The sequence below is a fragment of the Caballeronia sp. ATUFL_F2_KS9A genome, from assembly GCF_023630765.1.
In the GTDB taxonomy this organism is placed as follows: domain Bacteria; phylum Pseudomonadota; class Gammaproteobacteria; order Burkholderiales; family Burkholderiaceae; genus Caballeronia; species Caballeronia zhejiangensis.
In genome coordinates, this window is sequence record NZ_JALQEK010000032.1 from 401,552 (window position 1) to 414,923 (window position 13,372).

General features: G+C 62.6%; 9 protein-coding genes. 2 read left to right on the forward strand and 7 right to left on the reverse strand.

Annotated features, from left to right (window positions below):
- Positions 1–16 precede the first annotated feature (16 nt).
- Complete coding sequence (locus tag NCS67_RS22655) at positions 17–2,482, forward strand: glycosyl hydrolase 2 galactose-binding domain-containing protein (protein WP_250436686.1); 2,466 nt, start codon at positions 17–19, stop codon at positions 2,480–2,482.
- 10 nt (positions 2,483–2,492) lie between these two features.
- Here the strand turns inward: NCS67_RS22655 and NCS67_RS22660 are convergent, their stop codons facing one another.
- From NCS67_RS22660 to NCS67_RS22675, 4 genes are all read right to left on the reverse strand, one after another.
- Positions 2,493–3,431, reverse strand: coding sequence for a Gfo/Idh/MocA family protein (locus tag NCS67_RS22660; RefSeq protein WP_250436688.1), 939 nt, complete (start codon positions 3,429–3,431; stop codon positions 2,493–2,495).
- A gap of 137 nt (positions 3,432–3,568) precedes the next feature.
- On the reverse strand, positions 3,569–3,883 hold the full coding sequence (locus NCS67_RS22665) for a hypothetical protein (protein WP_250436689.1): 315 nt from the start codon (positions 3,881–3,883) through the stop codon (positions 3,569–3,571).
- A gap of 52 nt (positions 3,884–3,935) precedes the next feature.
- Complete coding sequence (locus NCS67_RS22670; RefSeq protein WP_250436690.1) at positions 3,936–4,238, reverse strand: hypothetical protein; 303 nt, start codon at positions 4,236–4,238, stop codon at positions 3,936–3,938.
- Between the two features lie 129 nt (positions 4,239–4,367).
- The gene (locus tag NCS67_RS22675; RefSeq protein WP_250436691.1) at positions 4,368–7,904 is read right to left on the reverse strand and encodes an indolepyruvate ferredoxin oxidoreductase family protein; all 3,537 of its coding nucleotides are present in this window, start codon (positions 7,902–7,904) and stop codon (positions 4,368–4,370) included.
- A gap of 105 nt (positions 7,905–8,009) precedes the next feature.
- Here NCS67_RS22675 and NCS67_RS22680 point away from each other — a divergent pair, with 105 nt between their 5' ends.
- A complete protein-coding gene (locus NCS67_RS22680; RefSeq protein WP_008348350.1) occupies positions 8,010–8,915 on the forward strand; it encodes a LysR family transcriptional regulator in 906 nt (301 codons plus the stop codon).
- 7 nt (positions 8,916–8,922) lie between these two features.
- Here the strand turns inward: NCS67_RS22680 and NCS67_RS22685 are convergent, their stop codons facing one another.
- The 3 genes from NCS67_RS22685 to NCS67_RS22695 all read right to left on the reverse strand — a co-directional run bounded on the left by NCS67_RS22685 (position 8,923) and on the right by NCS67_RS22695 (position 13,370).
- Positions 8,923–10,365 (reverse strand): MFS transporter, encoded by a 1,443-nt coding sequence (locus NCS67_RS22685; protein WP_250436692.1) that lies wholly within the window; start codon positions 10,363–10,365, stop codon positions 8,923–8,925.
- A 60-nt stretch (positions 10,366–10,425) separates the two neighbouring features.
- A complete protein-coding gene (locus tag NCS67_RS22690) occupies positions 10,426–12,387 on the reverse strand; it encodes an aconitase family protein (protein ID WP_250436693.1) in 1,962 nt (653 codons plus the stop codon).
- A gap of 92 nt (positions 12,388–12,479) precedes the next feature.
- Positions 12,480–13,370, reverse strand: coding sequence for a LysR family transcriptional regulator (locus NCS67_RS22695; protein WP_250436694.1), 891 nt, complete (start codon positions 13,368–13,370; stop codon positions 12,480–12,482).
- Between the last annotated feature and the right edge of the window lie 2 nt (positions 13,371–13,372).

Below are 13,372 nucleotides of genomic sequence, written 5' to 3' on the forward strand. Positions count from 1 at the left end.
TCGACGAGGTAGGTTCATGCACGACCAGTGCGCGCACGCGGCGCGGCGTCTTTCAGAAGGCTGGCAATGCGTGAGCACGCCAGCGGGTTCATGCGCGATGCCCGCATCGCTCGACACCGTCACGCAATGGATCGACGCGCCCGTGCCGGGCACGATCGCATCCGCATTGCGCGCGCAAGGCGTCAGCGATGAAGCGCTCGCGCAGCCGTTCGCGTATTCCGATCATTGGTATCGCGTGAAGCTCGCGGGCGACGGCAAGCGGCGCTTGCGCTTCAATGGGCTCGCGACCGTCGCCGAAATATGGCTCGACGATCGCAAGCTGCTCGAATCGGATTCGATGTTCGTCGCGCACGATCTCGACGTCGAACTCAACGGCGAGCATACGCTTCATCTGTGCTTCCGTTCGATCGCGCCCGCGCTTGCCGCCAAACGCGGACGTGCGCGCTGGCGTCCGAAGCTCGCGCAACCCGCCACGTTGCGCAACGTTCGCACGACGCTGCTCGGGCATATGTCCGGATGGTGTCCGACGATTCAACCGGCGGGTCCGTGGCGCCCCATCGAATTGATCGGCGAAACGCGCGCGTGCATCGACAACGTGGATCTGCGCACGAGCATCGACGGCAACGATGGCATGCTCGATGTCACCGTGCGCTACTTTCATGCACAGGAACAGGCGCCGGTTCGCATCGAATGTGGCGACGCGCACGCCACGCTGGAATGGCACGACGCGCGCACGCTCAAAGGCCGCGTGCGCGTGCCCGATGTGCGCTTGTGGTATCCGCACACGCATGGCGAGCCATCGCGCTATGCCGTGAAGCTCGGCGATATCGATCTCGGCGAAGTCGGCTTTCGCACGATAGAAGTCGATCGTGGTGTGGACGGCCGAGGCTTTCAGCTCGTCGTGAACGGCGTGCCTGTATTCGCGCGCGGCGCGTGCTGGACATCGGCCGATATCGTCGCGCTCGATGCGCCGCGCGAGAAACTCGAGAACGTCTTCCGCCTGATTCGCGATGCGGGCCTGAACATCATTCGCGTGAGCGGCATCACGCTCTATGAATCCGACACGTTCTACCAACTCGCCGACGAAAACGGCGTGCTCGTGTGGCAGGACTTCGCGTTCGCGAACCTCGATTATCCGGACGACGAAGCATTTCGTGCGAGCGCGCAACGCGAAGCCGAGCAGTTCCTTTCACGCACGCGACGCTTCGCATCGCTTGCGGTGCTGTGTGGCGGAAGCGAAGTGCATCAGCAGGCGGCGATGCTCGGCCTGCCCTTCGACGCGTATCAGCAGCGCCTCTTCACCGAACTCTTGCCGAATGCGATTGCAGCGCAGCGGCCCGACGTCGCGTATGTCGTGAACTCGCCGAGCGCGGCGCCCGGCGACAAGGAGTCGATGCCTTTCGGCACGCGCGGCGGCATTACGCATTACTACGGCGTGCCGGCGTATCAGCGCCCGTTCGACGATGTGCGTCGCGCGCAAGTGCGCTTCGCCTCCGAATGTCTCGCGTTCGCCAACGTTCCCGACGATGTCGCCCTGCGCGCGATACCGAATGCGCGCGCGCACGAACCGCGCTGGAAAGCAGGCGTGCCGCGCGATCCCGGCTCGGCGTGGGATTTCGACGATGTGCGCGAGCATTACATGCGATCGCTCTATCGCATGGACGTGCCGCGTTTGCGCTATGAAAATCCCGAGCGCTATCTGGAACTGTCGCGCGCGGTCGTCGCGGATGTGATCGGCGCGGTGTTCTCGGAATGGCGTCGCGAAGGATCGAGTTGTGCGGGGGGCATCGTATGGAATCTGCTCGATGTGCGTCCGGGCGCGGGCTGGGGCATCATCGACGTTCTCGGCGCACCGAAGAGCGCGCTGCATGGACTCGCGCGCGTGCTTCAACCCGTGCAGGCGTTGATCCTCGATGAAGGTCTCGACGGACTCGACGTTCATCTCGTCAACGATACCGCGCGCGAGATTCGCGCGCGCGTCGAACTGGCGTGCCTGCGTGAAGGCGCGATCAAGGTGGCGAGCGGTTCGCGCGATGTCGTATTGCAACCGCGCAGCGTACAACGTGTGTCTTCGAATGCGCTGATCGGCGCATTCTTCGATATCGCATATGCGTATCGCTTCGGCCCGCGCGCGCACGATGCGACGCATGTCGTTCTGCGCGACGCGGACACGAACGAAGTGCTGTCGGAAGCGTTCCACTTCCCCGATCCGTCGATCGGCGAGCGGCGCGATATCGGCTTGAGCGTCACCGTCGAGAAGGACGACGAGGGCTTCAGTCTCATTGTCGAAACGGCGCAGCTCGCGCGCTGGGTGCATATCGCCGATCCGAACTACTTCGCACGCATCGACTGGTTTCATCTCGCGCCGGGAAGCACGCGTCGCATTCCGCTCGTCGCGCGGCACGGGAACGTGAGCGCCGCGCCCGAGGGCGATGTATTCGCGATCAATGCGATTCGAAGCGCGACGTATCGCGCTTCGTGATGCGCGCGCGTCAGCGGCCGAATGCTTCCGTTTCGATGCGCCGTCCGGTGAGGAATGCATCGGCGACGAGTCGCAGCGGTCGCACATCGACATCGCTCGTTTTCGTTTCGATGAGCGTGTGAAAGTGCTCGTACAGCGCGGGATATTCGCGCTCGGCTTCGACATCGATCTCCTTGCCCGCGATCGACAGACGCTTGCCGCCTTCGCGCATCGAGAGGCGGCCCGCGTCCGTTTCGATGTCGATGTCCCATTCCTCGACGGGACCGTGACGCCAATCGAACACCGCGCGCACCGGCGCGCCGTTCGTCGCGACGCAATCGAGTTCGGCGGCGATCGGCGTGGATGTATCGGCCGGCATCGTGAGCGTGGCGGCGCGCAGCGCGACTTCATGCGGCAGGATGCGCGTGACGATCGATAGCGCGTTGATGCCCGGATCGAATACGCCGAGACCGCCCGGCTCCCAGATCCATTGCTGCCCCGGATGCCAGCGCCGCACGTCTTCCTTCCATCGCACTTCTACCGAGCGAATCGCGCCCGGTTCCTTCGACGCGAGCCAGGCGCGCGCCGGTTCGACTGCGCTCGCCGCGCGCGAATGCCACGAGGCGACGAGCGTGCAGCCGTTCGCGCGTGCAACGTCGCGCAATGCTTCGACTTCGCTCACGCTCGCGCCTGGCGGCTTTTCGAGCATGACGTGCTTGCCTGCGTCGAGTGCGACGAGCGCTTGCGCGTAACGCACTTGAGGCGGCGCGCAGAGCGACACTGCATCGATCGACGGCTCGGCGGCGAGCAGCGCGCCGATATCCGGATAGTTGCGCACGCCTTCGACGCTTGCATTGCGGCTCGCGCACGCGACGAGTTCGAACCCCGGCTGCGCGGCGATCGCGGGCAAGTGCTGATCCCGCGCGATCTTGCCGATGCCGACGACGGCGAGCTTGTGTACGGCTTTCATGCGAATGTCTCCTCCTTTCCGTGGAACCGAATCACGTTCCCGCGTGACCGCGGCCGAACAGCGTGGCCCAAAGCGTTTCATGCTTCGGCTTCGTTATTTCCAGAAATAAACCCTCTACGCAAATCTGCGCCAGATTCTCATCGACCCCGATGCCCGTTCCCGTGACCGTTTGCATCGAACGACGTCTCGATATGCGGCGTTTCCTGAACCGCGCCGCGCAAAGGCAGCGAGCATGCAACCCACTTTTCGGGATTTGTGTAGAGGTCGAACCCCTTGAGACGCTTATCCAAATCTAACACCATCGATAGCGTTCCCGCAGTAATGACATACACCGGCGGATGGATATCGCAGCGCCGGTCGATCTCTTCGCTTAGGTTGACCGTCTTGCGACGGAAGTGGACAAAGCCGCATACTCGATTGCGCAGCGCACAGTGAAGCAATCGCTGTCCCATTGCACTGTCGCACTGGAATCAATATGCGCCGTGGTATGAACGGTGGGCTGCTTCATAGGATGTGTCTGTAAGCGAAGTGAAGAATGGTGTAGTCGCGCTCTCGAACGACGGTAAGCGGCGACTCTATACGCCTCTCGCTTATCGCGATTCGCCCGTCGAGCGCATAGATGCGCGATACGCCCGCGTATTCCTCGCGATAGTCAATGACGGCATCCAGCTCCGCGTCATAGATTGGCTTCGCATTGAAGGGCACGGACGGTGGACGGATTTCGAAGCGACCCACCTCAATCGGCTTCTTTGCAGGCTTGCAATCGAACGACGGCTCGTCTCTGCTATACGGCAACGACGATTGCATATTCTGACTCTCGAACATAGCGAGCCAACAGAATACTTTGCCATCCGAATTGATTCGCCACCTGAAGTTACGGTGACGAATCCGCGATACAGCTTCCGATTCGTCACCTCGCGATACCCTATCGCCCGCTCACGCAGTCGCCGCCACCTCCACCGGCGCGCGATAACTTTCGATCAACCGTTCGCGCTTCTTCGCGACGGCCGCGATGTTGCGCTCCTTCACATGCCCGAAGCCGCGGATTTCATCAGGTAGTTTCGCAAGCTTCAACGCGGCATCGCATCGTTGCGCATCGAGCGTCGCAACGAATTCATCGACGAGCGCAATGTAATCCGCGATCATCCGGCGTTCGGTGCGGCGCTCTTCCGTCTTGCCGAACACATCGAACGATGTGCCGCGCAAACCCTTCATCTTCGCGAGCACGCGAAACGCCGGCAGCATCCACGCACCAAAACGCTGCTTCACGAGATGGCCATGCTCGTCGCGTTTAGCGAAAAGCGGCGGCGCGAGATGGAACATCAGCTTGTAATCGCGGCCCGGTTCGCCCTCGAACTGCTCACGCAGCTTGTCGAGATACGCGGGATCCGCATAGAGACGCGCAACTTCGTACTCGTCCTTATAAGCCATCAGCTTCGCGAGATTCACCGCGACGGCGCGCGTAAGGGGTAACTTCGCGTTCAGCAGTTTTTCCTTCTCGCGAATGCGCTCGACGACATCGCGATACGAACGCGCATACGCTTCGCTCTGATACGCCGCGAGCAACGCTTCGCGCGTCGCGATCACGTTCTCCAGCGACTCCGGCATCTTCACGATGACCGCGTGCTGCGTGGACTTGAGCAGATCGCCGGCGCCGTTCTGCGCAACGAAGCGGCCCCAGTTGAACGCGAGCACGTTCTTGTCGACGGCCACGCCGTTCAGTTCGATCGCGCGCGTGAGGCTCGCGAGTTCGAGCGGCAACCAGCCCTTCTGCCACGCGAAACCAAGCAGCAGCGGATTCGAATAGATCGTGTCGCCGAGCAGTTTCAACGCGAGCGCATTGGCATCGACGAACTCGCATCCCGCGCCGATGCTCTCCGACAACGCCTGCTCCGTCTGCGCAGCGGGAAAGGTCCATTGCGCATTCGTGACGAACTCGGCGGTCGGCGTCGCGCCGCTGTTGATCGCCGCGTGCGTGATGCCGTGACGCGTGCGCGACAGCACATCGTTCGATGCTGACACGATCGCATCGCAACCGATGACGAGCCGCGCTTCGCCCGTTGCGATGCGTGTCGCATGCAGCGCTTGCGGCTTCGGCGCGATCTGCACGTGACTCAGCACCGCGCCGCCCTTCTGCGCGAGACCCGCCATATCGAGCACGGTCACGCCCTTGCGTTCGATATGCGCGGCCATGCCGATCAATCCGCCGATCGTCACCACGCCCGTGCCGCCGACGCCCGTCACGAGAATGCCGTAAGGCTTCGACAAGCCAGGCAACGAAGGGATCGGCAGATCATCGAAGTCCGGCTTCACGCCTGCGGCCGCCTTGGGCTTGCGAACCTGCGCGCCTTCAGCGGTGACGAAACTCGGGCAAAAGCCCTTCACGCACGAGAAATCCTTGTTGCACGAAGACTGGTTGATCTTGCGCTTCGTGCCGAGCGGCGTGTCCATCGGCTCGACCGACAGGCAGTTCGATTGCACCGAGCAATCGCCGCAGCCTTCGCAAACCGCATCGTTGATGAACGCGCGACGCGCCGGATCGGGATACGTGCCACGCTTGCGGCGACGGCGCTTCTCCGTCGCGCAAGTCTGGTCGTAGATGAGGATGGTCGTACCTTGCGTATCGCGCAACTCGCGCTGAATGTGATCGAGCTCATCGCGATGATGCACGTTCACGCCCTGGGGCAACGCAACGTTCGCATCGTATTTCTGCGGCTCGTCGGTCACGATGACGATGCGCTTCGCTCCTTCCGCATAGACCTGATGCGCGATCTGCGGCACCGTCAATACGCCGTCGACGGGCTGGCCGCCTGTCATAGCAACCGCATCGTTATAGAGAATCTTGTACGTGATGTTCGCGTTCGCCGCAATCGCCGCGCGCACCGCGAGCAGGCCCGAATGGAAGTATGTGCCGTCGCCGAGATTGACGAAGACGTGTTTATCGCCGGAGAAATGCATCTGGCCGATCCACGCGACGCCCTCGCCGCCCATCTGGCTGAACGTCTCGGTCTTGCGGTCCATCCACATCGACATGTAATGGCAGCCGATGCCCGCGAGCGCGCGCGATCCTTCGGGCACGCGCGTCGATGTGTTATGCGGACATCCCGAGCAGAACCATGGCTTGCGCTCGACATCGACGCGCGGCTTGGTCGCCTCGCGCTCTTTCGCTTCGATCGTTTCGACGCGCGACAACATGCGCGCACGCACGTCTTCGGGAACATCCGCGCGCGCGAGACGACGCGCGATAGCCTTCGCGATCAACGCGGGCGATAGCTCGTAATGCGCCGGCAGCAACCAGTCGCCGCGCGGCACGGACCATTCGCCGCCTTCGTTGTCGCGCTCGTCGAACTTGCCGTAGATGCGCGGGCGCACGTCTTCACGCCAGTTATAAAGCTCTTCTTTCAGCGCGTATTCGAGAATCTGCCGCTTCTCTTCCACGACGAGAATCTCTTCGAGACCGGTCGCGAACGCGCGTGCGTCCTGCGCATCGAGTGGCCACACGCAGCCCACTTTCAGCACGCGCAGGCCGATCTGCGCGCAGGTGTCATCATCGAGACCGAGATCGACGAGCGCCTGACGCACATCGAGATACGCCTTGCCCGCCGTGATGATGCCGAAGCGCGGCTTGTCCGAATCGATGACGACGCGATTGAGCTTGTTCGCACGCACGTAGGCCAGCGCCGCGTACCACTTCTCGTCGAGCAGACGCGCTTCCTGCGCGAGCGGCAAATCTGGCCAGCGAATGTTGAGGCCGCCTTCGGGCATCGCGTAGTCGTCCGGCGTGACGATCTCCACGCGATCCGGATCGAGATCGATCGATGCCGTCGATTCGACCACATCGGTCACGCATTTCATCGCGACCCACAGGCCCGAATAGCGGCTCATCGCCCATCCGTGCAGACCGTAGTCGAGATACTCCTGCACGTTCGACGGATACAGCACCGGAATGCCCGCCGCGATGAACGCATGATCCGACTGATGCGCGACCGAGGACGACTTCGCCGCGTGATCGTCGCCAGCGAGGACAAGCACGCCGCCATGCTTGTCGGTGCCTGCGGAATTCGCGTGCTTGAAAACATCGCCGGTGCGATCGACGCCCGGTCCCTTGCCGTACCACATGCCGAACACGCCATCGCGTGTCGCGCCCGGCCACAGATTGATCTGCTGCGTGCCCCAGATCGACGTCGCCGCGAGATCCTCGTTCACGCCCGGCTGAAACACGATGTCGTTATTCTTCAGATGCGCCTTCGCCTTCCATAGCGACTGATCGAGCGCACCGAGCGGCGATCCGCGATAGCCCGAAACGAAGCCCGCCGTGTTCAGCCCCGCCTTGCGGTCTCGCGCTTTCTGCAACATCGGCAGACGCACGAGCGCCTGCGTGCCGCTGATATAGACGCGGCCTTTCTCCAGCGTGTATTTATCGTCGAGCGTTACGGTTGCAGCGGCTAGTGCGGCGCGATCGGGTGCGTTCATGAGGGCATGTCTCCGGAATTCGGGAATTAGTTTTTTTGCCGAGTATAGGAAGCCGATTTGCGATCGTAAAATCGCGAATACACAACTCCGGTATCTGAAAATCAGATGGCGTTCGATCTCACGCTCAGGCAGTTGCGCTACTTCGTCGCCGCCGCGCAAACGGGCCAGTTCTCGATGGCGGCGGCCAACGAACACGTATCGCAGTCGGCGATCACGAATGCGGTGCTCGCGCTCGAAAGCGCGCTCGGCACGAAGCTGTTCGAGCGCCTGCCGCAAGGCGTCGCGCTGACGCCCGACGGTCAGGATTTTCATAACCATGCGCGCCGCGTGCTCGACGCCGCGCGCGATGCGATGCACATGCCGCCGTTTCGCGCGCACGACATGCGCGGCGTCGCGCGAATCGCGGCGTCCTATACGGTGCTCGGGTATTTTTTGCCGGAACTGCTCGCGCGCTTTCGTGCGACGTATCCGTTCATCGATTTCGATCTGCGTGACATGGAGCGGCCGCAAATCGAAGAAGCAGTCGCGAATGGCGATGTCGATATCGGCGTGGTGCTGCTATCGAATCTGCAGCGTCCGAATCGTTTCGACAGCCAGGTCTTGATGCGTTCGCGCCGGCAACTGTGGGTCGCGCCGATGCATCCGCTCGCGCAGCAGCACGCGGTATCGTTGAAGGATATCGCCGTGCATCCCTACATTCTGATTACCGTCGATGAAGGCGAGCAATCGACGATGCGCTACTGGCACAAGAAGCGCATCGAACCGAACATCGCGTTTCGCACGAGTTCGATGGAAGCGCTGCGCGGACTCGTGGCGCATGGCTTCGGCGTCACGGTGCTATCGGATATGGTGTTTCGGCCGTGGTCGCTCGAAGGCAAGCGCATCGAGGCGCGGCCCGTCAACGACGCGATTCCTCATATGGAAGCAGGCATGATCTGGCGCAAGGGCGCGACGTTGAGCGCCCCGTCGACCGCCGTGCAGCAGTTCCTGATTCATGCCTGTGGTGCTTAGTTCGAACTCAATGCGAAATGCTTTCGAGCGATCGCCCGAGCGTGCGCGGTCCCATCGATCCGATGCAGATCATCACGATCAGCATCGCGCCCGCGATGAAGCCGAACACGCCGGTCACGCCCGCTTCCTTCAGCACGAACGCGATCACGAACGAACTGAACACCGCCGATAGCCGGCTCCACGAATACACGAAGCCGACAGCGCGTGCGCGGATCGTCGTCGGATAAAGCTCTTGCTGATACGTGTGATACGTGAACGAGATGATGTTGCCCGCGAGCGTGAGCAACACGCCGAGCGTGACGATCGTCACCGCCGCCGACGCCTGGCTGAACAGCAGGCCCGCGACGATATTCACGGCCGCCATGAACACGATCACATGCTTGCGTTCGAAACGATCGGCGATCCAGTAGCCGAGCAAGGGACCGATGGGCGCGGCAAGCCCGATCACCGTCGTATAGAGCAGGCTCGACGTGACTGTCACGCCCTGCTTGACGAGCAGTGTCGGCACCCAGTTCGCGAAGCCGTAGAAACCGACCGTCTGACAGATATGAAAGACGATCAGCATGAGCGTGCGCTTGCGATACGGCGGCTTCCACATATCGGCGAACCCGGCCTTTCTTGCAATGGGATCGGAAGGACCCGGCGCGGGCAACGGCTTGCCGTACTGAAGCGCGACCGTGTCTTCGAGACGGCGCAGCACTTCGTCGGCTTCGTCGATGCGGCCTTTGCTCGCGAGCCAGCGCGGGCTTTCCGGCAGATTGCGCCGGAAGTACCAAACGAACAGCGCACTCACGCCCCCCGCCAATGCGACCCAGCGCCAGCCATCGAAGCCGAACGGCGCGCGCGGCACGAGCAGATACGAAAGGAACGCGACCACCGGCACGGCGGAAAAGCCGATCGCCTGACACACGGCGAACGCCCTTCCACGCAGATGTTTCGGCGCAAGCTCGGACATATAAGTACCGATGGTCACGAGTTCCACACCGATGCCGAGCCCCGACACGAAGCGCCAGAAGTTGAGCCACAGTGCCGTGTCCTGAAACGCCATCACGGTATTCGCCGCGACGTACCAGAGCAGCGAATACGTGAAGATCGCGCGACGTCCGTAGCGATCGGCGAGAAAGCCGCACGCGATCGTGCCGATGAACAAGCCGCAGAACAGCGCGGCGATGAAGCTCGCGACGCCCGTCGTGCCGAAGAGACCCGCGGTCGTCGATGTGAGAATGCCGCTCTTCACGAGACCCGGCGCGATATAGCCGGTGAAGAGCAGATCATATAGCTCGAAGAAGAAGCCGAGGCTCAGCAGAAAGACGAGTTTCCACACCGCGCGCGTGGCGGGAAGCCGGTCGAGGCGTGCCGAGATGCCCGCCGTGTCCGCGATGGCGGGCGCGTCCGTGAACGCGCTGCCGGCGGCGTCGTGCAGACGCGAAGTGCCCTGCATGATGGCCATTGCTTGTCTCCTGAATGTATTTTGAAGCCGCATCGATGGCGGCTCTGTCATGCTGCGTGCTTACTGCGTGAAGCGTTCTTGCAACTCCGCGAACGATGCGATGCGGCCGATAATTGCACTTGCAACTACCGTCGGCGGGCTTGCGAGCCATACTTTCCCCGGACCCGAGCGGCCCGGAAAATTGCGATTGATCGCGCTGATGGTGACTTGTTCGGCCTGTGTCGACGAACCTGGTCCGCAGTTCGCGCACGCACCGCACGACGGTTGCAGCAGAATCGCGCCGACGCGCTCGAACGCATCGACATAGCCTTGCGCGATGCAATAGTCGCGCACGTCCTGCGTGCCGAATTGCAAATAGAGCGTCACATTGCCGGGCACGCGCAAGCCGCGCTTCGCCGCCCACGAAAGCACTTCGTGATAGTGATCGAAGTCCTCGCGCTTGCCTGCCGTGCACGAACCGCCATACGCGATATCGATGACCGGCCTTTCATCGAGCGCTTCAAGCGCGATGCCGTTGCCCGGATCGCCGGGCGCGGCGAGCATCGGCGTGAGACCCGAGCAATCGATGGCGATGACATCGGCGTAGCGCGCGCCTTCATCGCTCCGCATCCATGGCTCGATCTTGAAGTCGATGCCGCGCCGCGCCTTCAGAAAGCGCACGGTTTCATCGTCGGGAGCGACGATGCCCGTGAAGCCGCCCAACTCGGCCGTCATGTTGGTGAGCGTCGTGCGCTCATCGGTCGAGAGGCTCGCGATGGCCGTGCCCGCGAACTCGAACACCTTGCCGACGCCCGCGCCCGCGCGTATGCGCGAATCGGCAAGCAAGTGAAGCACGATGTCCTTCGCGGTGACGCCCGCGGGAATCGGTCCCGATAGTTCGATGCGCAACGATTGCGGCACCGTGATGCGAACCGCGCCGGTGACGAATGCGTTCGCCATGTCCGTCGTGCCGACGCCGAACGCGACACATCCGAGCGCGCCGCTATGCGGCGTATGCGAATCGGTTCCGACGATCACGTGGCCGGGCAACGCGTAGCGCTCGGCCATCATTGCGTGCGAGATGCCTTCGGAGCCTTCGTCGAGCTCGCTGTTCGCTTCGCTCAGATAGCCGTGATTGCGCACATCGTAGTCATGCGCGAACGTGCGATGCGCGTCCGATAACTCGCGCACGTTCGGCAGCAGCCCGTTCCCGATATGCAGTTCGCTGCGATGCGAATACGACAGATGATCCTCGAACGCGAGCATGCTGCGCGGTTCGTGCAGCGTCAGCGGGCGGCCGAATGCCGCGTGCAGCATATGCGCGGCCATGCCCGTGTAGTACTCGTGGATGAAGCGCCAGTCCGCGCGCACGAAGATGCCGTTGCCCGCTTCGAGCGATGCGTTGGTCACATCGGTCGTCAATGTGTGACGCGCGAGAATTTTCTCTACGAGCGTGCGCGGCGCTTCATCGTGCGATGCTTCGCCGATGCTGACTCGTTGCATATGCAACTTTCCATAGCGCAACAGTCCGCCGCTCGTAAGGATCGCCGCCGCCAACGGATCGCGATCCGCAACGAGTTCATCGATATCGATAGCCTCGCCGCGCCGGATGCGTTCGATCAGGCCGAAATCCGTCGACGTGAAAAGCCCGAGATTGTCCGCGTTCTGCCGATAGATGCGTTCGAAGCTCCGCGCGATCACGAGCCGTATGCCCGCGTGATATTCGGCGAGCGGGCTATGTTCGCGCGACGAGCCTTTGCCATAGCGATTGCCCGCGACCGTCACCTGAAAGCGGCCCGCGCGCACGGCATCGTGGCCGATCGGATTGCGCCCGTCCGCATGAAACCCGACATACGGGCATTGACCGAGCCGCTCGTCGAAACGCGTGAGCACGCTGATCGGCGTGATTTCGTCGGTGGACACATCGTCGCGCAGTGCGCCCGCTTCATCGAGCGTGAGATCCTCGCCGGCGAGTTGCTGCTCGACCTTCGCGGCGTCCGCGCTCAGAAACAGGATTCGTCCGCTTACATTCAGATTGGCCATCGCATTCTCCTCGACGCCAATCTAGACGCACCCGCGCGCGCGCATGAAGTGTTCGTTCGGCACTGGGGCCATCGCGAGACGCGATGTCCGTGTTAACCCTCGCCGATGAGCGTATCGATCAGCGCCTGCACCGCCTTCAGCCGCGAAGACTTGCGCGGCGCATGAACGCGCAGGCATCGTCCGCTGCCCCACGTTTCGCGCAACGGCACGCGCACGAAATTGCGCGAACCCGCGAACGCCGACGCCGCGCTCGTCGGCACGATGCCGATGCCGAGTCCCGCTTCGACCATGCGGCATTGCGCATCGAAGCTGTTGACGGTGACGGTCACGTTGAGCGGCACGCGCGCGGCATCGGCGTGTTCCTTCAAGGTCTGATCGAGCGAGCCGCCTGCCTGCAACGCGACGAGCGGAAAGCGCGTCACTTCGGCGAAGCTCAGCGCGTCTGCTTGCGCGAGTTCGTGACCGGGCGGCAGGACGACCATCAGCGGATCGTCGACGAAGCGCCATGTATCGAGACCCGCATGCGCCTTCGTGCTCGCCGATATCCCGACATCCGCGCGATCGTCGAGACACGCGCGAATCACTTCATCGCTGATCTGTTCCGTCAACGCGATCTCGACGAGCGGATAGCGCGCCTTGAACGACGTGAGACGTTCAGGCAGAAAGCCGACGATCGCCGACGCATTGGCATAGAGACGCACGACGCCCGCGATCTGGCCGCTCATCGACTGAACTTCGCGCGCCATGCTCTCGAGCTGTCCATGAATGGAACGCGCGCTCGCATAAGCATGCTGCCCCGCTTCGGTCAGTTGCACGCCCGAGGACGAGCGAATGAGCAGCGCGACGCCGATGGCCGCTTCGAGATCGGCGATGCGCCTGCTCAACGCCGACGGCGCGATGTGACTGCGGCTCGCGGCGCGCGCAATCGATCCCTCCTCGACGACCGCGATGAAGAGTTCGAGACTGTAGGGATCGATTCGCATGG